Consider the following 22854-nt stretch of genomic DNA (forward strand, 5'->3'; position numbering starts at 1 on the left):
ATCTGGGCGGCCTCGCCTGGAGCACGCCCCAGGCCATCCGGGTGCTGGACGCCGCGGGCTGCGACGACATCGTGATCGAGACCGTCGGGGTCGGGCAGAGCGAGGTCGAGATCGCCGGGCTCGCCGACACGACCCTGGTCCGGCTGGCGCCGGGAATGGGCGACGGCATCCAGGCCGCCAAGGTGCCCGCGCGAGGCCATCGAGCGAATGAAAACGCCGTCATCGGTCGCGTGCTCCTGCATCCGGACCCGATCACCGAGCAGCGCCCCGCCCGAGAACGGCGACGACGGGTCGACCGCCAGCACACCGACGCGCCGGCCGGCCTTGCGCAGCTCGCTGACCAGGGCCGACGTCGACGTCGACTTGCCCACTCCCGGGGCCCCGGTGATGCCGACGACCCGCGCCCGGCCGACGTGGCCCGCCAGTGCCGCGGTCACCTCGCGCAGCAGCGGCGACTCGTCCTCGACCAGGGTGATCAGCCGGGCCACCGCCCGGGGTTCACCCCCCCGCGCGCGCGCGACCAGCTCGCCGACATCGCCGCGTGAGGCCCGGGGACGACTCCCCACCTCAGGCCGGCACGCGGACGATCAGGGCGTCGCCCTGGCCACCCCCGCCGCACAGCGCGGCACAGCCGACGCCGCCACCGCGACGCTTCAGCTCCAGCGCGAGGTGCAGCACGATGCGGGTGCCCGACATCCCGACCGGGTGGCCCAGCGCGATCGCGCCGCCGTTGACGTTGACCTTCGACTCGTCCAGACCGAGGGCGCGGGTGGAGTCGATGCCGACGGCGGCGAAGGCCTCGTTGAACTCGACGAGGTCGAGGTCGGCGGGGCTGATGCCGTCCTTCGCGCAGGCCTTCTTGGTGGCGTTGGCCGGCTGCAGCTGCAACGACGAGTCGGGTCCGGCGACCATGCCGTGCGCCCCGATCTCCGCCAGCCACCCCAGACCGAGCTCCTCGGCCTTGGCCTTGCTCATGACCACGACCGCGGCAGCGCCGTCGGAGATCTGCGACGCGGAGCCCGCCGTGATGGTGCCGTCCTTGCTGAACGCCGGGCGCAGCGCGGACAGCGACTCGACCGTGGTGTCGCCGCGCACTCCCTCGTCCTTGGCGACGACGACCGGGTCGCCCTTGCGCTGCGCGATGCTGACCGGGACGACCTCGTCGTCGAAGACGCCGTTCTTCCAGGCCTCGGCCGCCTTCTGGTGCGACGCCGCGGCGAACGCGTCCTGCTCCTGCCGGGTGAGGTTGGTGTGTGCCTTGTTGTAGTCCTCGGTCAGCGCGCCCATGGCCTGCGAGGTGGCCTGGTCCCACAGGGCGTCGTGGGCCATCGAGTCGACCAGGGTGACGTCGCCGTACTTGAAGCCCTCGCGGGACTTCGGGAGCAGGTGGGGCGCGTTGGTCATCGACTCCATGCCACCGGCCACGATGATCTCGGCCTCGCCGGCGCGGATCAGCTGGTCGGCGGTGGCGATCGCGTTCAGGCCCGACAGGCAGACCTTGTTGATCGTGATCGACGGCAACGACAATGGAAGGCCCGCGTGGATGCCCGCGGTGCGCGCGGGGTTCTGGCCGGCGCCGGCCAGGATCACCTGGCCCATGATGAGGTAGTCGACCTGGTCGGCGGAGACGCCGGCCTTCTCCAGGGCACCCTGGATGGCGACGCCCCCGAGCTCCGCGGCGGACATCGACGTCAGACCGCCGAGCAGGCGGCCGATCGGGGTGCGTGCCCCGGCGACGATGACGTTTCCAGACATTGCGTGCCTCCCACCAGCAGACGGACGAACGCTCTCGACGATACCGACCCACGACACCCCCCCGCGAGCGGTCGTGGCCCAGGGCCGCTGAGGAAAACCTCACACGGTCCGCGCTCGTGGCCGCGCGCCCGGCGTACGACGATGGGCGCATGACCTCAGGCATCGGCGTCCCGGAGCACCTCCTGGTCGCGGTCGACCATGTCGGCATCGCCGTGCCCGACCTGGACGAGGCCATCGCGTTCTACCGCGACACGTTCGGCCTGGAGACCGTGCACGAGGAGACCAACGAGGAGCAGGGCGTCCGGGAGGCGATGGTCCGGGTCGGTCCCCCGGGCGGGGACGGCACGATGCTCCAGCTCCTGGCGCCGGTCGACGCGACCTCCACGATCGCGCGGTTCCTCGACCGCAGTGGGCCCGGGCTCCAGCAGCTCGCCTACCGGGTCAGCGACCTCGAGACGGTCTCCGCGGTCCTGCGCGAGCGCGGTCTGCGCCTGGTCTACGACGAGCCGCGCCGCGGCACCGCCGGCTCGCTGGTCAACTTCGTCCACCCCCAGGACGCCGGCGGCGTGCTCGTCGAGCTGGTGGAGGTGGCACCGCCCGCGTGAGCGAGGTGTCAGGGGTAGCGTCGGGCCATGACCAGTGCGCTCACGCCCGACCAGCTCGAGAGCTTCGCGAAGAGGGTCGAGGCCGACCCCAACGCGCGAATGCTCCAGAACGCCCTGACGGGCACCGACGTCGACAAGGTGGTCCTCGACCACGCGCGCGCCCTGTCGGTGCCGCGGTCGATGAGCCACCTCCTCGACGACTGGGAGGCCACCGACCAGAAGCAGTCGGGGCGGTGCTGGATGTTCGCCGGGCTGAACCTCCTGCGCGTCGGCACCGCGAGCCGCCTGGGAGTCAAGGAGTTCGAGTTCTCCCAGAGCCACCTCCAGTTCTGGGACAAGCTGGAGAAGGCCAACCACTGGCTCGAGTCGATCATCGGCACGGCCGACCTCGACGTCGACGACCGCACCGTCGCCCACCTGATGACCGACCCGGCCGAGGACGGCGGGCAGTGGAACATGTTCCTCGCCCTGGTCGCCAAGCACGGGCTCGTGCCCAAGGAGGTCATGCCCGAGACCCACTCCTCGTCGAAGACGGGCAAGCTCAACCGCGACCTCTCCTCGCTGCTACGGCGCGCCGCCGGTGAGCTGCGTCGACAGCACGCGGACGGCGCCTCGGCCGAGGACCTCGCCGAGACCAAGGAGACCGTGCTCGCCGCCGTCCACCGCATGCTCTCGCTGCACCTCGGCACTCCGCCCACGTCGTTCGTCTGGCAGTGGCGCGACTCCGAGAAGCGCTTCCACCGCGACGGCGAGCTGACCCCGCGTGAGTTCGCCGAGCGCTACGTCACCCTGCCGATCGACGACTACGTGTGCATCGTCCACGACCCGCGACCCAGCAGCCCGTTCGGTCGCACGTTCACCGTCGAGCACCTCGGCAACGTCGTGGGCGCACCGCAGGTCGTCTACCTCAACGTCGAGATGCCGGTGATCAAGCGGCTCGCGGCCGAGGCGCTCGCGGGCTCGGCCGACCGGCCGGCGGAGCCGGTGTGGTTCGGGTGCGACGTCGACCAGATGCTCGACGGCGACCTCGGCATGTGGCACGCCTCGCTCTTCGACTACGACGAGCTCTACGGCGCCGGCGGCGCCGGTCCCGCGCTGGACAAGGCCGAGCGGCTCCACCACCACGGCACCGCGATGACCCACGCCATGCTGCTGACCGGGGTCAACCTCGTCGAGGGTCCCGGTGACACCCAGGTCCCGACCCGCTGGCGGGTGGAGAACTCCTGGGGTACCGAGAAGGCAGACAAGGGCTTCTGGACCATGGACGACTCGTGGTTCGACGAGTACGTCTTCGAGATCGCCGTCCCCCGCGGCGCCCTGCCCGAGGAGCTGCGGACGGCGCTCGACCAGGAGCCGATCGTGCTGCCCGCCTGGGACCCGATGGGGGCTCTGGCGACCGGCTGACCACGGGCCCCCTGCGGCGGACCCCGACGCGCCCGGCGAGCCGGGTGAGACCGGCGTGAGACCTGGGTCTCACCCTCCGCACAGGGTCGGGGCGCGCCACTAGGGTTCCGAGCACTCGCCCCCGACGCAGGAGACGATCGTGCAGCAGATCCTCGAAGCCATCTCGACCGGCACCGCGAGCGCGGAGGACTTCACCGCGCTGCCGGTCCCGGAGTCCTACCGCGCCGCCCTCGTGCGCCACGACGAGGTCGAGATGTTCGCCGGCCTGGACGCCAAGGACAAGGACCCCCGCCGGTCGCTGCACATCGAGGAGGTGGCGCTGCCCGAGCTCGGCCCGGGCGAGGCCTTGGTCGCGGTGATGGCCAGCGCCATCAACTACAACACGGTGTGGACCTCGATCTTCGAGCCCGTCTCGACGTTCTCCTTCCTGGAGAGGTACGGCCGGCTCAGCCCGCTGGCCAAGCGTCACGACCTGCCCTACCACGTGGTCGGCTCCGACCTGTCCGGCGTGGTGCTGAAGACCGGGCTGGGCGTCCATGCCTGGAAGCCCGGCGACGAGGTCGTCGCCCACTGCCTCTCGGTGGAGCTCGAGGGCCCCGACGGTCACAACGACACGATGATGGATCCCGAGCAGCGGATCTGGGGCTTCGAGACCAACTTCGGCGGTCTCGCCGAGATCGCGCTGGTCAAGTCCAACCAGCTGATGCCCAAGCCGGCGCACCTGACCTGGGAGGAGGCGGCCTCCCCGGGGCTGGTGAACAGCACCGCCTACCGCCAGCTGGTCAGCCGCAACGGCGCCGGCATGAAGCAGGGCGACAACGTCCTGATCTGGGGCGCCAGCGGCGGCCTGGGCGGCTTCGCCACGCAGTACGCGCTGAACGGCGGCGCCGTGCCCGTGTGCGTGGTCTCCAGCTCCGAGAAGGCCGAGATCTGCCGCCGGATGGGCGCCGAGCTCATCATCAACCGCTCCGAGCGCGACTACCGCTTCTGGAAGGACGAGAAGACCGCCGACCCGAAGGAATGGCGGCGCCTCGGCTCCGACATCCGCGCGCTCACCGGGGGTGAGGACGTCGACATCGTCTTCGAGCACCCGGGCCGGGAGACCTTCGGCGCCAGCGTGTACGCCGCTCGCAAGGGCGGGACGATCGTCACCTGCGCGTCGACCACGGGCTATCTCCACGAGTACGACAACCGGTATCTGTGGATGAACCTCAAGCGGATCATCGGCTCGCACTTCGCCAACTACCGCGAGTCGTGGGAGGCCAACCGGCTCATCGCCAAGGCGATGATCCACCCGACCCTGTCGCGCACCTACCCCCTCGAGGAGGTCGGCCAGGCGGCGTACGACGTCCACCACAACCTCCACCAGGGCAAGGTCGGCGTCCTCTGCCTGGCCCCCGAGGAGGGACTCGGCGTGCGCGACGAGGAGCTGCGCGCGCGCCACCTCCCCCAGATCAACGCCTTCCGCGGCGCCTGAGGCTCGTTGAGTTGGCCCTCGCGGTGCGTTGAGTTGGCCCTCGCGGTGCACTGTTCGGCGGTTTCGTGCACGTGGTCGTAGGGTCGTGGTGCGCCGGTAGGGCCAACACAACGCACCGGGAGCGCCAACTCAACGAGCCATCGGCCAGACTGGACCCACATCGAGATCCGGGAGGACGTCCACACCATGAGCGACCAGGGCCTGTCCATCTTCGACGAGCCGGAGGAGGGCCCCGACCGGCCCCGAGGCCATGACGAGGAGCCGACCCAGGTGATGGAGGTGGCTCCCGCCAAGCCGGCCCCCCGGAAGCCGGCGCCGCCGAAGCGGCCCTCGACGCAGGCCAAGGCCCCGGCCCCCGCGGTCGCGACGGACCCCGAGCCCACCCGGCCCGTGCCGACCGTGGAACCGGCACGGACCACGCAGGCCGCGCAGACGGCGCCTGCGCAGATGGCGCAGCCTGCCGCCGAGCCCGTGGAGACCGCCCAGCCCGCGACGGCCGCGGCCGCCCCCACAGACGCTCCGCGGCCGGCGACATCCACGCCGCCCGCCGGCGGCCCGGCTGCTCCGAGCCGGGTCCTGCCCCCGGCGTCGGTAACCTCCGCCACCCCCGCAGCGGCCTTCGCGACGGTACGACGCGGTGGCTACGACAAGGCGACGGTCGATGCCCACCTGCGGCAGCTGTCGACCGACAGGTCGGGCCTCGCCTCCGAGCTCACCCGCTCCGAGCAGCGCGCCTCCGAGCTGGAGGTCCAGCTGCGCGCCGCCCGCGACGAGCTCGCCGAGAACGCGAACCCCTCGTACGCCGGGCTCGGCGGCCGGGCCAGCGCGATGCTGCGCCTGGCCGAGGAGGAGGCCGCCTCGATCCGGGAGGCGGCCGGGCACGACGCCGACGACATCCGGGAGCAGGCGACCCGGGACGCGACGAGCATCCGAGCCGAGGCCACCCGCGAGGCCGACGACATGCGCATCGTCCAGCTCGAGGAGCTCGACGAGATGCGCGCTCGCGTCACCGCCGACGCCGAGCAGGAGCGGGCGCTGGCGCTGGCCGAGGCCGACGACCACCGCGCTGCCGCCACCCGTGAGAGCGACCAGCTCCGGCTCGCCGCCGCCCAGGAGAGCAAGGAGCTGAAGGTCGGCGCCACCCGCGAGGCCGAGCAGCAGCGGGCCGCCGCCGACCGCGAGGTGCAAGAGGCCCGTCGCACGCTGGCGGTGGAGAAGGAGCGCCTGGCCAAGGAGGCGACCGACCACCACGCCAGCGCGACGGCCGAGACCAGGCGCCTCGTGGAGGACGCCGAGGCGCGCGCCGAGGCCGCCGAGACCCGTGCGCGCGAGGCGACCGGCCAGGCGGCCACCCACCGGCAGCAGGCGCAGTCCGAGGCCGAGGCGCTGCTGGCTCGGGCTCGCCGCGAGGCGGAGCAGGTCGTGCACTCCGCGCGCACCCAGGCCGACGCGATCCTGGCCGCGGGCAACGCCGAGCACGAGCGCAACCTCGCCGCCCTCAAGGCCGAGGTCGGTCGCATGACCAAGCGCCGCGAGGCGATCTCGGCCCAGCTCGGGTCCTTGCGCGAGATGATGGCCGGCTTCGGTGAGGACGAGGAGTCCTGAGCGGCCCTGAGCCGCGACGCTCCCGGCCGACCCCCATAATCGGGCCATGAGCGACACCAGCGAGGCACGCTCGCCCTTCCAGTGGGGGCTGTACGGCGGGCTGGGCGCGCTGGTCGCGCTGTGGATCGCGCTGATGGTGGTCTCGATCCGCGGCGTGCTGGTGCTGATCGTCGTGGCGATGTTCCTCGCCGTGGGTCTCAACCCGGCGGTCGAGCTGCTCATCCGGCGCGGCCTGCGCCGGCCCTGGGCGGTGCTGTGCGTCATCCTCGGCGTGCTGCTGGTCATCGCCGGGTTCTTGGTGCTGCTGGTCCCGATCATCAGCCATCAGGTGACGGCCATCGGCGACCACCTGCCGCACTGGTTCGACGAGCTCCAGAGGAACGACGACGTCAAGCGGTTCGACGACAAGTACGACATCACCACCAAGGTCGAGGACTACGTCAGGCAGGGCACCTGGGCGCAGAAGCTCTTCGGCGGCGTCGTCGGGGTGGGCCTGGCGATCCTCGGGGCGCTCCTCAACGTCTTCGTGGTGGTGGTCCTGACCCTGTACTTCCTGGCCTCCCTGCCGACGATGAAGCAGGCGGCGTACTCCCTCGCGCCGGCGACCCGGCGTGAGCGGGTCTCGGCGCTCGGTGACCGGATCCTGGGCACCATCGGCGGCTACGTCTCGGGTGCCTTCGTGGTCGCGCTCTGCGCCGGGCTGAGCACGCTGGTCTTCCTGTTCATCGTCGGCTTGGGCAGCTACGCGGTCGCGCTGGCGATGGTCGTCGCGCTGCTCGACGTGATCCCGATGATCGGCGCGACGATCGGAGCGGTGATCGTCTGCGCGATCTGCTTCGCCACCGACGTCAGGACCGGGGTGGTGGCGGTGATCTTCTACATCGCCTACCAGCAGCTGGAGAACTACGTCATCTACCCCAAGGTGATGTCGCGCTCGGTCGAGATCCCGGGTGCGCTGACCGTCATCGCCGCGCTCATCGGCGGCACCCTGCTCGGCGTCGTGGGCGCACTGCTCGCCATCCCGACCGCTGCCTCGATCCTGCTGCTGGTCAGACAGGTGTTCCTCCCCAGACAGGATGCCCGGTGATCGAGCCGGTGACCGGGCCCACCCTGGTCGACGTCCCGGGCGGGCGCTTCACGATGGGCACCGACGACCCGCGCGGCTATCCCGCCGACGGCGAGGGGCCACCACACCCGGTCGAGCTGTCGCCGTACCTGATCGGCCGGACGACGGTGACCAACGCCGAGTTCGCCGCGTTCGTCGACGCGGTCGGGCATCACAGCACCGCCGAGCAGCTCGGCACGTCGTTCGTGTTCGCGGGTCTGCTGCCCGGTGGCTTCCCGCCGACCCGCGCCGTCGCCTCCGCCCCGTGGTGGCGCGAGGTGGCCGGCGCGACCTGGCGTCACCCCGAGGGTCCGGGGTCCACGGTGGCCGGGCGGACGTCCCACCCCGTCGTCCACGTGAGCTGGGACGACGCCGTGGCGTACGCAGACTGGGCGGGAGTGCGCCTGCCGACCGAGGCGGAGTGGGAGCACGCCGCCCGCGGCCCCGCCGGCGGACACCACTACCCCTGGGGTGACGAGCGCGAGCCCGACGGTGAGCACCGGATGAACGTCTTCCAGGGCGACTTCCCCCGACACGACTCCGGCGCCGACGGGTGGGTCGGCACCTGCCCGGTCGGCAGCTACGCCGCCAACGGCTTCGGCCTGCACGAGACCACCGGCAACGTCTGGGAGTGGTGCTCCGACTGGTACGCCGCGGACTACTACGCCCGCTCGCCGCTCGCCTCGCCACCGGGACCGTCGTCCGGCACGACGCGGGTGCTCCGCGGCGGCAGCTACCTGTGCCATGACAGCTACTGCTGGCGCTACCGCGTGGACTCCCGCAACGCCAACACCCCCGACAGCACCGCCGGCAACGTCGGCTTCCGCGTCGCCGCCGACGCTCCGGCGAGGGCGAGCGGGTCCGGGTGAGGCCGGGACACCCGCCGCGGCATCCGATCGGTCATGATGGTGCTCGTCGTCGTACCCGCCCGTCAGCGTCGAGGAGCACGCCATGACCCAGGTCGTCTCGTTCACCCGGATGGCCGACGGCACCGCCGAGGACTACGCACTGCTGGACCGGGTCGAGGCCGAGGAGCTCCAAGAGTTCCCCGACCGGGTGCTGGGCTGGCTGTTGACCATGGACGACTCCGCCGGATACCAGATCTCGCGGCTCGACCACTCCCTGCAAGCGGCCACCCGAGCCCACCGCGCCGGCGAGGACGAGGAGACGGTCGTGTGCACGCTGCTGCACGACATCGGCGACTACCTCGCGCCGGCCAACCACTCGGAGGTGGCGGCCGCGATGCTCCGCCCCTACGTCAGCGACAAGAACCACTGGATCGTGAAGCACCACGGGGTGTTCCAGGGCTACTACTACTTCCACCACGTGGGGATGGACCGCAACGCCCGCGACCGCTGGCGCGACCACGAGCACTACCAGGCCACCGTCGACTTCTGCGCGAACTACGACCAGAACTCCTTCGACCCCGACTACGACTCGGAGCCGCTGTCGTTCTTCGAGCCGATGGTCCGCCGCGTGCTCGACGAGAGCCGCAGACGCCCGTTCTGACCCCGTGGCGGTGAGCCATCCGGCTCCCCTAGGACGCCCGCTCAGGAGGAGCAGGTCCCGTAGGTGCCCAGCAGGTCGTCGATGCACACCGTGCCGAGCGCGACGGCGTGCAGGGTCCTGGAGCCACCAGGGCCCGCATCGCTCGGTCGCCAGGCGTACACGCGGTAGTGGCCCGGGCCCTTGGCGCCGACGCGCGTGTAGAGGCGGCCGGCGAACGTCAGCCACGACAGGTAGGTGGAGTTCCCGTCGCGCAGGAAGCCGCCGCCTAGATCGACCCGGCCGCTGGTCGCCAGCCGGACGATCCGGTCACCTGCCCGCGTGTACACGTGCCAGCTGTCCTGGTCCCCGCCCTCCTGGCTGACCAGGACGCCGTGCCGCCCGTGACCCAGGTCGACGGCCGAGTCGTCCAGCACGGGAGGGAAGTTCAGCGGGACCCGGATGCGCAGCGTTCGTCCCGCGTGTCGAGCCAGGAGGACGAAGCGGTGTGTCCCGAGCCGCACCTGCGGCGTCTGGCGCAGCTGCCACACGTCCGATCCGAGCCGCAGGCGTGACGTCGTGGCCGACCTGCGCGCGGGGACCGCGGGCTGAAGCGCCGGGAGGTCGCCGTGTGGTCCGGCGTCGTAGGCCCAGCTCCGACCGGGAGCACAGACGGTCGGGGTCGACGCCGACTCTCGGTCCCAGCACCAGACCCCCGCCGGGCGGGAGGTGAGGCGGTGCTGCCGCAGGGACCAACGCCGCGCCAGGATCCCCACCCGGGTCTCCCCTTGCTGGAGCGGGTCGAGGATGCCGGTGAACAGCGTGTGGGCGGTCGTCCAGACCGTGGACTCCCCGCGCTCGACGCTGAGCGAGGCGCCCCCGGCCCCGGAGAGCCGGACCAGGCCCGAGCCGTGCAGACGCCAGACCTCCCAGTCGCGATGGTGGGGTCCCGACGAGGTCGCGATCGCCTCGCCGTGGCCATCGACGTCGACCAGACCCTCCAGGCGTGGCCCGTCCTGGAGGAGCTGGGTCACCGTGCGTCCCGAGCCGAGGGCGACGACCAGGCGGTCGTGCCGGCCCAGCGAGACCCGGTCCGTCGATCCGTCGCCGTCGACGTCGCCGGTCAGGCCAACGGCGTGCGCCGATGCCTGCGGTGGGCCGGCCGGGCCGGGGCTCGCATGGTGGCAGGCCAGCGCCGTCGTGGTGACCGCCCCCCCGAGGACCACCGCGCCGGCGACGGCGAGATAGGTCGCGGGCCGACGGTGACGCGGCACCGCGGTCTCGGCGCCGGCGATTCGGCCGTTCTTGGTGGACAAGGCACTCCCCGATCCGTGTGGCCGTCCTGTCCTCGTGAGACCCCCGCTCGGCACTCGAAGTTGCCGGGCCGGCAGCGGGCCGGGCAGCGGGCCGCCGGTGTCCCGGCGACCGGGCCCGCTCGGCACCTGCGGTCACCAGGGGCGAAGATGGTCGGGTGCGGAGTCATCGGGTCGCTGTCGCTGCCACCGGCCAGCAGTCCCTGGAGGCAGGCCTCGCCGTCGCCGACGACGGTGGGAACGCCGTCGACGCGGCCCTTGCCGCGGCCTTCGTGGCGATGGCCACCGAGCCCGGTGTCGTCAGCCTCGCCGGTGGCGCCTACGTCTCGGTCTGGCCTGCCGGGGGCGACCCGGTGGTCGTGGACGGCAACGTCGAGATGCCCGGGCGTGGTGGCAGCTCCGAGCGGCTGGGAGCGGGCATCCGCGAGGTGGTGACCGAGTACGGCGGCGGCGTGAGGATGCTGGTCGGTCCAGGCTCGGTGGCCACGCCCGGCATCGTGCCCGCCTTCGCCGTCGCGGCCGAGCGGTACGCCGCACTGCCCTGGGCCCGCCTGGTCGTACCCGCGGCGCAGGCCGCGACGGACTACCCGATGGGCGCCGCTGCGGCGCGCTACCTCGGTCACGTCGCCGAGGCCCTCTTCGCCGACGACCCCGAGGCGCGGGCCACCGCTCTGGGCTCGACAGGCTCGACAGGCACGGCGGGCTCGACGGTCCGGGCCGGCCAGCGATGCACCAACGAGGCGCTCGCCCACACCTTGGACCGGCTCGCTGCCGAGGGGCCCGGGCTCTTCCGCGACGGCGACGTGGGTCGAGCCCTGGTGAGCGTGATGGGCGAGCACGGCGGCCTGGTCTCCAGCGACGACCTGGCCGCCTACGAGCCGGTCGTGCGACCGGCGTACCGGCTCGCCGTCGGCGACTGGGAGATCGCCACCAACCCGCCGCCGTCCCTGGGCGGACCGATGCTCGCCACCATGCTCGGTGAGCTGGCCCGGCGTGTGGACTGGACGTGGGACGACGCGATCGAGATCCAGCGCCGGGTCCTGGGCTACCGCGCCGAGGTGCACGACCTCTCGCCCGACCTGGAGGCCGACGGGCTGGACCTGCTGGCCAGAGTCGGCGACCAGGGCCTGCAAGGGCTGCACCGGTCGTCGTCCACCGCCCACGTCTCGGCGGTCGACTCCGAGGGCAATGCCTGCGCGGTGACGATGAGCAGCGGGTACGGCGCGGGCGTCTGCATCCCGGGCACCGGGATCCTGCTGAACAACGCCCTCGGCGAGCTGGAGCTCAACCCGCTGGGTCTGCACGCGCTCCGGCCGGGGACCCGGCTGGCCTCGAACATGGCGCCGACCACCGGGCGCGTGGCCGGGGGGACGGCCGGCCGGCCCAGACCGCTGGCCATCGGCTCGCCCGGCGCGGATCGGATCACGACCGCGTTGATGCTCGTGCTCGGCCAGGGCTGCCTGCACGACCGAGACCTCCGGCACGCGATCGCGGCTCCGCGCCTGCACCTGCGCCTGCGCGAGGACGGGTTCGTCGTCGAGTACGAGCGCGACCACGAGATCGCCGCGGCGGTGGCCAGGTCGGGAGTCCCGGGTCAGGAGTACCCCGAGCCCCACATGTACTTCGGCGGGGTCGGCGCCGCCCTCGAGGCTCCGGACGGTGACCTGGTCGCGGCCGGCGACACCCGGCGGGAGGCTGCGACCGGCGTGTCGGGCGCGTGACCTGAGACGATGCCTCCCGTGCTGAGTCTTCGCCGGGCCACGGCGTCCGACGCGCCCCGGCTCATGCGCATCGCGGGCGCGGCGTACGCGCCGTACCTCGAGCGCATGGGCGGGCAGCGTCCGGCGCCGATGGACGCCGACTACGACGCCGTCGTCTCCGCCACGCAGTCCTGGGTCGTCGAGGCGGACGGCGATGTCGTCGGCTTCCTGGTCCTGGCCCCGGAGCGCGACACGATGGTGCTCGACGGCGTCGCCGTCCACCCCACGCACCAGGGGGTCGGAGCCGGGCGGGCCCTGCTGGCGCTGGCCGAGGAGCAGGCCAGGGAGGCGGGCTTCGAGAGGATCAGCCTCTACACCAACGCGGCCATGGTCGAGAACCAACGGCTGTACGAACGGATCGGCTACGTCGAGACGCGCCGGGCCGACGACCACGGCTTCGCCCGGGTCTTCTACGAGAAGTCACTGACCGGTCCGGCGTAGCGGGACCCCGCTACTCCGCCAGCCCGGAGGCTCCGGCGACCGGGGCGAGCTGCCAGACCCCGGGCCGGGTCTTGGTCATCAGCCCGTCGTCGATGAGAGCCATCCGGGCACGCCTGGCCGCATAGCGCCAGCGCGGCTCGCCCTCGGGAGTCGTCTCGTTGTCCGAGGGCTTCAGGCTCTCCCCGGCCACGGCCTCCAGCTGCTCGAACATCTGGTCGGCCTCCAGCTCACCGCCGGCCTCCTCCAGGAGGGAGAGGATCCAGGGCTTGAACACCTCCGGCGGCGTCCACCGCAGGTCCACCGCCTTGGGGGTGCCGGCGACCGCCCGGACTCGAGTAGCAGGGGGCTTCCTCGGCCTCGGCGGGGCCTTCACCGCCTTCGCCGCCTTCACGGGTTCGAGAACAGGCCTGCCGTGCACGCATTGCGATCTCGGCAGCTCGCACAGCTCGCAGTAGTCATCAGAGTCACTCATCGTGTCCAACCTAGTGCCGCGCGCACGAAATCACTGAAAAGTTGCGCGACGCCACTAGGTGAAAGAGGGGGTGGTCACCCGATGTGCGGCCTGCCGGCAGCGCGACCGCCTCGTCGCGCTGCTCGAAGCGCCACTCGACTTCGGGGCCCTGACGCCGGGACGCCACTGGACCTCGACGACGTCGTCACCGGGCGCGTCGGCAGTCGCGAGCACGTCGGGTACCGCCTGCGAGTACGACGCCAGGGCGTCCTCCTTGCGGTGGAGCAGCAGGCGTACTACGACGTCGACGACAGCGGTCGGATGGGCTATGTCCGGCTGGTGTGCTCCGGCTACTGCCCGCTGGGCGGAGCGTCCCGGTCCGGGTCTCGGTCACGCACCGACGGGTAGCGAGCCATGGCCTCGAGGTCGCCGAGGTCGGTGTGGTTGCGGATGTAGCGGTGAGCCGCGTCGTACGGCGGGGAGAAGTCCCACTCGGGCGGTCTGCCGACCGTGTGCGCGTGGGCTACGACGCGACGCCGGCGCTGGCTCTCGCGCACCTCGGCGTCGATGCGGTCGAGGTCGAAGCGGTCGGCCACCGCGGCCCGCAGCGACGCGAGGATCCCGGCCGCCTCCGGGTCGTCCGCCCGGTTGTCGCGCTCGAGCGGGTCGGTCGCCAGGTCGAAGAGCTGGTCGGGGTCGACCGGCGAGTGGATGAGCTTCCAGCTCCCGCGGCGGTACATCACGATCGGTGCGACCGCGCCCTCGGCGAGGTACTGGCCCACGACCACCTCGCGGGCGTCGTGGTCGCCTCGCAGCAGCGGCATCAGGCTCTCGCCGTCGAGGTCCTCGCCCACCGCCACGTCGTCCCCGCCGGCGATGCCCACCAGCGTCGGCAGGAGGTCCATGGTCGACACCGGCGAGGTCACATGGGACGCCGCGAAGCGGCCTGGCGCGGACACCACCAGCGGCACGCGTGCCGACCCCTCGTAGAACGACATCTTGTACCAGAGGCCGCGCTCGCCCTGCATGTCGCCGTGGTCGCTGGTCAGGACCACGACGGTGTTGTCCAGGCGCCCGGTCACGCGCAGGATCTCCAGGAGCCGCTGGAGGTGGTCGTCGACGTAGGAGACCCCACCGAGGTAGGCGTGGCGGGCGTCGCGGACCATCTGGTCGGTCACCTCGACGTCGTCCATCGCGCACACCGCCCGGAGCCGCTCGTCGTGGGGGTGGGTGATGGCCGCGTCGTAGCCGTGCACCGGCATCGGGATGTCGGCGTCGTCGTAGCGGTCCCAGTACTCCTGCGGAGTCGCGTAGGGGTCGTGCGGATGGGTGAAGGACACCACGAAGCAGAACGGCCGGTCGTCGCCGGAGCGGATGTGCTCGAACAGACCGCGCTCGGCGGCGTAGGCGACCTCGTCGTCGAAGTCCAGCTGGTTGGTCCGCACCGTGACGCCGGCATCGGTCACCGACGACATGTCGTGGTACCAGTGCGGACGCTCCTCGGTGTCCCAGTCGGGCGTCCAGTCGTAGTCGGCGGGGTAGATGTCGGTGGTCAGCCGCTCCTCGAAGCCGTGCAGCTGGTCGGGGCCGCAGAAGTGCATCTTCCCCGACAGCACCGTGCGGTAGCCGGCGTTGCGCAGGTGATGCGCGAAGGTGGGCAGCTCGGAGGAGAAGCCGGCGGCGTTGTCGTAGGTGTGGCTGTTGGACGGCAGCAGACCGGTCATCAGCGACGCGCGGGCCGGAGTGCACAGCGGGCTGGCGGTGTAGGCGTTGTCGAAGACGACGCCGCTCTCCCCCAGCCCGGCCATGGCGGGCGCCTGGGTGACGTCGTTGCCGTGGAAGGGCATGGCGGCCGTCGTCAGCTGGTCCGCGATCACGATCAGGATGTCGGGCCGGTCAGAGCCCGTCACTCGGTCGGCATCCGGTCGCCGTCGCCCCCGGTCACCTCGGCCGTCGCCGTCTCGAGCGACGGGGTGTCGGAGATGAGGTGCTTGGTGTACTCCTGCTGCGGGTTCGCCAAGATGCCCGCGGTCGCGCCGTACTCCACGATCGCGCCGTCCGCGAGGACGGCGACCTTCTGCGCGATCGAGCGCACCAGCGGCAGGTTGTGGGTCACGAACACCATCGACAGGCCGAGCTCGCGCTGCAGCTCGCCGAGCAGCTCGACGATGGCCGCCTGCACGCTCACGTCGAGCGCGGAGGTGATCTCGTCGCAGATCAGGACCGACGGCTTGGAGATCAGCGCCCGGGCGATCGCGACCCGCTGCCGCTCACCGCCGGAGCACTGGTCGGGGTAGCGATGGGCGTAGCTGGCGGACAGGGAGACCTGCTCCAGCATCTCGCCCACCATCGTCTCGGCCTTCTTGCCCGAGGCGATGTTGAAGACGCCCAGGGGCTGGCCCACGGACTCGCCGATGGTCTTGCGGGGGTTCAGGGACCCGTAGGGGTTCTGGAAGATGTACTGGATCTGCCGGCGTACGTCGGTGCTGCGAGCGCGCGCGGACTTCGCCAGCTCGGTCTCGCCGAGCCGGATCGAGCCGGTCCAGTTGTTGTGGAGGCCCGCGATCGACCGTGCGGTCGTCGTCTTGCCGGAGCCGGACTCCCCGACGACGGCCAGGATCTCGCCCTGCTCCAGCGTCATGTTGATGGAGTGCAGCACCTCGACGGAGCCGTAGTAGCCCACGACGTTCTCGATCGTGAGCGCGGGGTTCTCGACGTCGGGCTCGGGCAGCGCCACCGGGTCGCCGTAGTCGTCCTGGCTGAAGTCGATGACCTCGTGCGCCTTGATGCAGCGCGACGAGTGGTCGGGCGCGAGGTCGACCATGTCCGGGACGCGCTCGTCGCACTCGTCGATCCGCAGCCGACAGCGGGGGGCGAAGGCGCAGCCCGGAGGCCGCTTGCCCGGGGACGGGGCGTGACCAGGGATGCCCACCAGGCTGCGACCACCGGTCAGGCGCGGGATCGCGCCCACCAGCCGGCGGGTGTAGGGGTGGCCCGAGGAGTCGAAGAGCTTGTCGGCGGGGCCGAGCTCGACGATGCGACCCGCGTACATCACCGCGACGCGGGTTGCGACCGCGGCGACCACGGCGAGGTCGTGGGTCACGTAGAGCGCGGCGACGTCGTGGATCTGGGCGAGCTCGCGCACCGTCGCCAGGACCGTCGACTGGGTGGTCACGTCGAGACCGGTCGTCGGCTCGTCGAGGACGATCAGGCGCGGGCGGTTGGCGAAGGCCATGGCCAGGCCGACCCGCTGCTGCTGGCCACCGGAGAGCTGGTGCGGGTAGCGCTTGAGGTACGCGGGGTCGTCGGGCAGCGCGACTTCGCGCATCATCTCCGCGATCCGCTCGCTGTTGGCACCGGAGTTGGTCTGTCCGTGCGCCTCGAGGACCTCGCGCAGCTGGGTGCCGATCCGCAGCGCGGGGTTGAGCGAGGAGGCAGGGTCCTGCGGGACGTAGGACACCAGCGAGCCGCGGAGCCGGCGCAGCTGGGCGTCGTTCATCGCCCGGATGTCCTGGTCGCCGAGCAGGATGTCGCCGCCGGCGATCTTCAGACCACGGCGGGCGTGCCCGAGCAGCGAGAGGCCCACCGTCGTCTTGCCGGAGCCGGACTCGCCGACCACTCCCAGCACCTCACCGGGAGCGATCTCGAACGAGACGCCGTGGACGACCTCGGTGCCGGCAGTCGTGGCGATCCGCAGGTCCCGCACAGTGACCGCGGCGCCACCTCCCGTCGACTCCGCCGGGCTGGCCGGCAGCTGGTCGGTGGTCATCACTCACCCCGTTCGCGGTCGATGCCGGCCGCGGTGCGGGCGATGCCGTCACCGATCAGTCCGGTGCCCATGGTGAGCAGGGCGATGGCCAGGATCGGCAGTAACGCACCCCACGGCTCGAAGGCCAGCGCACCCTGGTTCTTCTGGATCATGATTCCCCAGTTGGCCGCATCGGGGTTGGCGGACAGACCCAGGAAGGCCAGCGCCGAGATGACCGCGATCGAGTAGGTCAGCCGCAGGGTCGCCTCCACCATCATCGGGCCCAGGATGTTGGGCAGGAGCTCGCCGAACAGGATCCGGACGCGCGAGAGGCCCATGGCCTCGGTCGCCCCGATGAAGTCGCGCTCGACCACCGGCTGGGCGGCACCGCGGGCAACGCGGGCCACGCGCGGGGCCGTGGTGAGCGCGATCGCGAAGATGATCACCCAGTTCTTCGCACCGACCAGGCTGACGGCCACCAGGGCGAGCATGATCTGCGGGAAGGCCATGATCACGTCCATCAACCGCATCAGCACGTCGTCGAGCGCGTTGCGGGCGTACGCCGCGACCAGCCCGATGACGACGCCGAGGATCACGCCGATGGCGGTCGACACGACGGCGATGATCAGGATGCTGCGGCCGCCGTACAGGAAGCGGCTCAGCACGTCGTAGCCGAGGTAGTCGGTGCCGAAGACGGTGTGGCTGACCGAGCCGGAGGCGTACGGCTTGTTGATGAACTCGGTGACCCCGTGGGGTGCCACCAACGGACCCAGCAGCGCGATCAGCACCAGGATCAGGGTCAGGACGGCCCCGATGCGCGTCCGCCACAGGCGCAGCGAGCGCACCAGCAACGTCGAGGAGCGGACCGGCGGGGTCGGCGTGTCGACGCCCTCGGCGAGGGCGGGTGCGGACTCGGTCTGACTCATGATGCCGCCCTCACAGTCGTGTCCGCAGTCGGGGAGTCACCAAGATGGTGGCCACGTCGGCGAGCAGGTTGAGCACGACGTAGACGGCGGCGATCAGCATGGCCAGTGCCTGGACGACGGGGATGTCGTGGTTGTTCACCGCATCGACCAGCGCGAGCCCGATCCCGGGATAGTTGAAGACCGACTCGATGACGACCACGCCACCCGCGAGGTAGGCGAGGTTGATGGCGATGACCTGGAACACCGGACCGATCGCGTTGGGCAGCGCGTGCCGGATGAGCACGGTGCGCTCGGGCAGGCCCTTGAGCCGCGCCATCTCGACGTAGTCGCTCTCGAGCACCTCGATCATCGAGGCCCGCATGATCCGCGAGACGTACGGCGCGACCGCGATCACCAGCGTGCCCACCGGCATGATCAGCTCGCTGGGGTAGTTCCACGCGTGGGTGCCGGGCGGGACCGGGCTGGTCGCTGGCAGCCAGTGGATCACGTTGGTCGAGAGCAGGATCACCAGCAGCACCGCCACCACGAACTCGGGCAGCGCCGCCAGCAGCAGCATCAGGTTGGAGGAGACGGTGTCGAAGATCCTCTCCCGGCGCAGGGCGGCGTAGGAGCCGATCGCGATCGAGATCGGCACCGACACCACCGCCGCGAGCACGACGAGCACGGCGGAGTTCGCAAGGCGCGCCCCGAGCACCGAGGTGACGGGCTGCGACGACGCGAGCGACGTCCCGAGGTCTCCGTGCAGGAGGCCACCGAGCCAGTGGAAGTACTGGCCCACCTTGGAGCTGTCCAGGTGCAGCTGCTTGTGCAGCGCCGCGAGCCGGTCAGGCGTCGCGTCGCGACCCAGGATCGCTCGGGCAGGGTCGCCGAGCAGCTGGGTCGAGACGAACACGATCACGGACACGAGCAACAGCACCACGAGCCCGAGCAGCACGCGCCGAATGATGAAGCCGACGATGCCACCGCCGCGTAGGAACCTCATCGGCGGTCGCCCTCCTCAGGCGAACCAGATGGTGCGGAAACCGTGCCCGAAGCCCGCCAGGTTCAGCGTGCCCTTGCTCGGCTTGAGACCCGCGACCTTCGAGGAGTGCCCGTCGATGAGCGAGTTGAAGTAGGGGATGATGTAGCCGCCCACGTCGTACTCGGCCTTCTGCATCTCCTGCTCGATCTCGGTGCGCTTGCTGGCGTCGGTCTCCGCGAGGGCCTGCTTGTAGAGGTCCTGGAAGTTCGATCCCTCGCCGGAGCTGGGCGGCCAGTGCGTCTCGTTGTACGGCGAGTTCGGCAGCGAGCCCTGCTGCACCTGGTTGAGATAGCCGCGGGTGCCCCAGAAGTCCACCGAGAACGCCAGCTTGAGGTAGGAGTCGCCGTAGTAGTTGGGGTCGTTCTTCACGTTGATGGTCACGCCGGCCGCCTTGGCCTGCGAGGCGAAGACGCTGGCCAGCTCGACCATGCCCGATGCGCCGTTGGTGGTGTGCAGGTCGACGTTGAGGCCTTCCTTGCCCGCCGACTTGAGCAGGGACTTCGCCTGCCCGATGTCCTGGGTGCGCTGCGGCAGCGACTTGTCGTAGCCCTCGTCGAACGGCGCGTACAGGTCGTTGGCGACCTGGCCGTAGCCCGACCCGATCTGGTCGAGGATCTGCTGGCGGTCGATGATCAGGCGCATCGCCTGACGGACCTTCGGGTCGTTGAACGGCGCGATGTCGATCGCCATGCAGATCGGGATCCAGCCACCGGTCTGGGAGATCAGGGCCTCGACGCCCGACGACTTCACGGCCTGTACCTGGTTGGCGGGCAGGTCGGTCATGGCGTCGATCTGACCGCCCTTGAGGGCGTTGATCTGGGCCGTGGAGTCGCTGAAGTCGGTGATCGTGACGCTGTCGAAGTACGCGTCGCGCCAGTAGCCGGCGTAGCGCTCGCTGACGCTCTGCTGGCCCGGCGTGAAGCTCTTCAGCTTGTAGGCGCCGGTGCCGATCTGGGTCGACGGGTCGCCCTTGTAGGCCGAGTAGCCCTTGGGCACGATGCCGAAGGTGTAGCTGGCAAGCGTCTGCGGGACCGTGGAGTCAGCGGTCAGCAGCGGCAGCTGGACGGTGAGGTTGTCGACCTTCTTGACGTTCTTGATGTCCATCGTCGCCGTGGCGGCGAAACCGGTCAGGCCGTTGGCCTGCGTGCCGATCCGCTGGAGCGAGTAGATGACGTCGTCTGCGGTCAGCGGCTTGCCGTCTTGGAACGTGATGCCGCTGCGCAGCTTGATCGTGTACTGCTTCGGGTTGTCGGCCTCGACGCTCTCGGCCAGGCCCGTGGACTGGAGCTGGTAGTTGTCGTCGAACTCCAGCAGCGTCTCGAAGGCGCTGACCAGGCGAGCCTGGTCGGGCTTGGTGACGATGTTCTGGCCGTCCATCATGTCCTTGGAGCCACCACCGGTGACGCCCAGGCGGAAGTCGCCGCCCTTCTTCGGTGCGCCCCCCGCGCCCGTCGAGCCACCCGGGGGGGCCGGTGCGCTGCCGCTGCCGCACGCCGCGAGCGAGCCCGCGGCCACGATGCCCCCGGCTCCCATGACGAGGCCGCGGCGGGACGGGTGCCAGAGGCTGCCGTCTCCCTCGGACACCTGCCAGCGCTTCTCGCCTGATCCGGTCATCTGTGCGTGCCCTCTCGCCCGCCGGTAGCTCCTATGGCCGACACCGCATGGGCCGGCCGCGCTCCGGGTGTTCACATGATGAACGCACCGTTCACATGCGTGTCAAGCGTCACATCCAGAAATGAGCGCACTGGATGAGATTGTGACCAAAGACCTGGGGATTTCGGCCGACGAGGTGCGTGATGAGCAACAAGACGATGGTAGATCTCGACCTGTTCCGCGAGCCGCAACACGGCTTCGAGCACGTTGTGGTGCCGGCGACGGCGCCGAGCCCCTGGCCGCGAGCCGAGTGCGACCTCGACGTCCGCATCGTCGGGGCCGGCCGGCTGATGGCGCTGCCCGAGTTCCTCGACGTCACCTCGAGCACCTCCCTGGTGGTGGTCGTCGACGGCACCCTCGTCCACGAGTGGTACGCCGAGGGCGTCACCGCCGCGGACCGGCTGCTCGGCAACTCCGCCACCAAGTCCGCGCTGGCGCTGGTCACCGGGATCGCGGTCTCGCGCGGCCAGCTCGATGCGCAGATGCCCGTGGTCCGGCTCGTGCCCGAGCTGCTGGGCAGCGGCTACTCCGAGGTGACGGTCGCCCAGCTGCTGACGATGACCTCCGGCGTCGGCTGGGTCGAGGACTACCACGATCCCGAAAGCCGGGCCTCGGCCTGGGTCAAGCGCTGGCGCGAGGGTCTCGGAGGCTCGCGTGAGGCGTTGCGCGAGATCCCGCCGGGGGCTGCCCCCGGTTCCCGCTACGCCTATTGCAGCCCCGACTCCACCGCCCTGGACTGGGCCCGCGAGCGGGCCACCGGTCAGACCTTCCCGACGGCGTTGGCCGAGGTCTGGCAGGCGGTCGGCGCCGAGAGGCCCGCGGTGGTGGGCCTCGACGCGGCCGCCGATGCGGGCGGGATCGCCATGGCAGCGGCGGCCCTGGGCGCCTGCGCCCGCGACTGGGCTCGGCTCGGCCGGCTCCAGATCGACGGCACCTGGGACGGCGTCCGGGTCGTCGAGGAGTCCTGGGTCGAGGCGAGCAGTCGCCCGCACGCGCCGTTCCTGGAGCCTGGTCGGCTGCCGAGCACGATCACCACCCACGCCGGGTTCGGCTACCACTGGTGGCCGATGACCGGCGACGGCGGTCGGGTGATGGCCGACGGCATGCGGGGACAGTTCGTCTACGTCGACCGGCCTCGTCGTATCGTGGTGGTCAAGACGTCGGCCTGGCCCTACGCCGACTCCTGGTGGGACCGGCAGTGCCGCGACCTGTGCTACCTCGCGATCCCGGCGATCGCCGAGGCGGCGGCAGCCTCGGCGTAGGTGTTCGGCCAGGCCCCGGGACGGGGCCGTGTCACCATGAGCCCGTGACGACCGATCCCGACGACTCCGAGCCGGGACCCGACTCGGTCATGCCGGCGCGCGTCCAGTCGGTCGACCGCGCCCTGCGGCTGCTGGAGGTCGTCGCCGCGACCGCGCCCCGCGGCGAGACCGTCACCACGCTGGCCGCACGCTGTGAGATCAACCGAGCCACGGCCTGGCGGCTCCTGGGGACGCTCGAGGCTCGCGGCCTGGTCGAGCGAGACCCCAACACCAACCGGTACCGGATCGGGCTGGCGATGATCCGGATGTCGGCGTCCGCCGGGTACGACGGCCTGGTCCGCCGTACCCGTCACGTCCTCGAGCGCGTCTCGGAGCAGACCGGCGAGACCGCCGACCTCGCCGTGGTCGGGCGACACGGGGTGACCTACGTCGGCGAGGTCGCCCCGCCGTCGGTGATGGCCATCAACTGGGTGGCTCGCGAGGTCCCGCTGCACGCCACCTCGACGGGCAAGGCGTTCTTGGCCTGGCTACCGCCCGACGAGGCGCGCGGGCTGCTCGACCTGCCGCTGCCGCGCTACACCGACACCACCGTGACCGACCCGGACGTTCTGATGGCCGAGCTCGACGGCATCCGTGAGCAGGGGTACGCCGAGTGCGCCGGCGAGCTGGAGCCCGCGCTCTACGGGGTGTCGGCCCCGATCCTCACCGTCGACGCCCGCCCGCTCGGCGTGTTCAGCATCTGGGGTCCGGTGAGCCGGGTCCCCGTGACCCGCTTCGCCGAGCTCGGCCCGATCGCGGTCGAGGCCGCCGCCGAGGTCCGCACCGCCCTCCAGGGCTGACCGC

Annotated in this window: 19 protein-coding genes and 2 pseudogenes; 12 read left to right on the plus strand and 9 right to left on the minus strand. The window is 71.3% G+C overall.

Annotation, left to right across the window (positions count from 1 at the left end; all coding sequences use genetic code 11):
• Positions 1 to 41: 41 nt before the first annotated feature.
• Positions 42 to 122 (plus strand): annotated as a pseudogene (locus tag VHW64_RS13365) (hypothetical protein); the annotation flags it as partial.
• Between the two features lie 48 nt (positions 123 to 170).
• Here VHW64_RS13365 and VHW64_RS13370 read toward each other — a convergent pair.
• Together VHW64_RS13370 and VHW64_RS13375 are read right to left on the minus strand one after the other, a co-directional pair.
• A pseudogene (locus VHW64_RS13370) lies at positions 171 to 488 on the minus strand (methylmalonyl Co-A mutase-associated GTPase MeaB); the annotation flags it as partial.
• Between the two features lie 79 nt (positions 489 to 567).
• Complete coding sequence (locus tag VHW64_RS13375) at positions 568 to 1755, minus strand: acetyl-CoA C-acetyltransferase (protein WP_329651059.1); 1188 nt, start codon at positions 1753 to 1755, stop codon at positions 568 to 570.
• A 149-nt stretch (positions 1756 to 1904) separates the two neighbouring features.
• Here VHW64_RS13375 and mce point away from each other — a divergent pair, with 149 nt between their 5' ends.
• The 7 genes from mce (at position 1905) to VHW64_RS13410 (ending at position 9460) form a co-directional block, all read left to right on the plus strand.
• Entirely contained in the window at positions 1905 to 2360 is a 456-nt protein-coding gene (gene mce, locus VHW64_RS13380; RefSeq protein ID WP_329651060.1) for a methylmalonyl-CoA epimerase, read from the plus strand.
• A 27-nt stretch (positions 2361 to 2387) separates the two neighbouring features.
• Complete coding sequence (locus VHW64_RS13385; protein WP_329651061.1) at positions 2388 to 3764, plus strand: C1 family peptidase; 1377 nt, start codon at positions 2388 to 2390, stop codon at positions 3762 to 3764.
• 139 nt (positions 3765 to 3903) lie between these two features.
• Positions 3904 to 5241, plus strand: coding sequence for a crotonyl-CoA carboxylase/reductase (ccrA, locus tag VHW64_RS13390; RefSeq protein WP_329651062.1), 1338 nt, complete (start codon positions 3904 to 3906; stop codon positions 5239 to 5241).
• A gap of 186 nt (positions 5242 to 5427) precedes the next feature.
• On the plus strand, positions 5428 to 6846 hold the full coding sequence (locus tag VHW64_RS13395) for a hypothetical protein (RefSeq protein ID WP_329651063.1): 1419 nt from the start codon (positions 5428 to 5430) through the stop codon (positions 6844 to 6846).
• 46 nt (positions 6847 to 6892) lie between these two features.
• Positions 6893 to 7933: an AI-2E family transporter gene (locus VHW64_RS13400; RefSeq protein WP_329651064.1), complete on the plus strand. Its 1041-nt coding sequence runs from the start codon at positions 6893 to 6895 to the stop codon at positions 7931 to 7933.
• Complete coding sequence (locus VHW64_RS13405) at positions 7930 to 8820, plus strand: formylglycine-generating enzyme family protein (protein ID WP_329651065.1); 891 nt, start codon at positions 7930 to 7932, stop codon at positions 8818 to 8820. The genes VHW64_RS13400 and VHW64_RS13405 overlap by 4 nt, the downstream gene beginning before the upstream one ends.
• Positions 8821 to 8902: 82 nt before the next feature.
• On the plus strand, positions 8903 to 9460 hold the full coding sequence (locus VHW64_RS13410) for an HD domain-containing protein (RefSeq protein WP_329651066.1): 558 nt from the start codon (positions 8903 to 8905) through the stop codon (positions 9458 to 9460).
• A gap of 41 nt (positions 9461 to 9501) precedes the next feature.
• Here VHW64_RS13410 and VHW64_RS13415 read toward each other — a convergent pair whose 3' ends face one another.
• Positions 9502 to 10752, minus strand: a complete 1251-nt coding sequence (locus VHW64_RS13415) for a hypothetical protein (RefSeq protein WP_329651067.1) — start codon at positions 10750 to 10752, stop codon at positions 9502 to 9504.
• Between the two features lie 155 nt (positions 10753 to 10907).
• Between VHW64_RS13415 and VHW64_RS13420 the strand changes: the two genes are divergently transcribed.
• Positions 10908 to 12470: a gamma-glutamyltransferase gene (locus VHW64_RS13420; protein WP_329651068.1), complete on the plus strand. Its 1563-nt coding sequence runs from the start codon at positions 10908 to 10910 to the stop codon at positions 12468 to 12470.
• Positions 12471 to 12488: 18 nt separating this feature from the next.
• On the plus strand, positions 12489 to 12950 hold the full coding sequence (locus VHW64_RS13425) for a GNAT family N-acetyltransferase (protein ID WP_329651069.1): 462 nt from the start codon (positions 12489 to 12491) through the stop codon (positions 12948 to 12950).
• A gap of 10 nt (positions 12951 to 12960) precedes the next feature.
• On the opposite strand, the gene VHW64_RS13430 is transcribed toward VHW64_RS13425, so the two are convergent.
• The 6 genes from VHW64_RS13430 to VHW64_RS13455 form a co-directional block, all read right to left on the minus strand.
• A complete protein-coding gene (locus tag VHW64_RS13430) occupies positions 12961 to 13422 on the minus strand; it encodes a hypothetical protein (RefSeq protein ID WP_329651070.1) in 462 nt (153 codons plus the stop codon).
• 329 nt (positions 13423 to 13751) lie between these two features.
• Positions 13752 to 15311: a choline-sulfatase gene (gene betC / locus VHW64_RS13435; RefSeq protein WP_329651071.1), complete on the minus strand. Its 1560-nt coding sequence runs from the start codon at positions 15309 to 15311 to the stop codon at positions 13752 to 13754.
• Positions 15308 to 17170 (minus strand): ABC transporter ATP-binding protein, encoded by a 1863-nt coding sequence (locus VHW64_RS13440; RefSeq protein ID WP_329651072.1) that lies wholly within the window; start codon positions 17168 to 17170, stop codon positions 15308 to 15310. Before VHW64_RS13440 ends, betC begins: the two co-directional genes overlap by 4 nt.
• Entirely contained in the window at positions 17170 to 18075 is a 906-nt protein-coding gene (locus VHW64_RS13445; protein WP_329651073.1) for an ABC transporter permease, read from the minus strand. Before VHW64_RS13445 ends, VHW64_RS13440 begins: the two co-directional genes overlap by 1 nt.
• A 10-nt stretch (positions 18076 to 18085) precedes the next feature.
• On the minus strand, positions 18086 to 19057 hold the full coding sequence (locus VHW64_RS13450; protein ID WP_329651074.1) for an ABC transporter permease: 972 nt from the start codon (positions 19055 to 19057) through the stop codon (positions 18086 to 18088).
• Positions 19058 to 19072: 15 nt separating this feature from the next.
• On the minus strand, positions 19073 to 20710 hold the full coding sequence (locus VHW64_RS13455; RefSeq protein WP_329651075.1) for an ABC transporter substrate-binding protein: 1638 nt from the start codon (positions 20708 to 20710) through the stop codon (positions 19073 to 19075).
• A gap of 182 nt (positions 20711 to 20892) precedes the next feature.
• Here VHW64_RS13455 and VHW64_RS13460 point away from each other — a divergent pair, with 182 nt between their 5' ends.
• Positions 20893 to 22011 (plus strand): serine hydrolase, encoded by a 1119-nt coding sequence (locus tag VHW64_RS13460; protein ID WP_329651076.1) that lies wholly within the window; start codon positions 20893 to 20895, stop codon positions 22009 to 22011.
• A 44-nt stretch (positions 22012 to 22055) separates the two neighbouring features.
• Complete coding sequence (locus VHW64_RS13465) at positions 22056 to 22850, plus strand: IclR family transcriptional regulator (protein ID WP_329651077.1); 795 nt, start codon at positions 22056 to 22058, stop codon at positions 22848 to 22850.
• The last annotated feature ends 4 nt before the right edge of the window (positions 22851 to 22854 follow it).

Source organism: Nocardioides sp. (assembly GCF_036267815.1).
In the GTDB taxonomy this organism is placed as follows: domain Bacteria; phylum Actinomycetota; class Actinomycetes; order Propionibacteriales; family Nocardioidaceae; genus Nocardioides.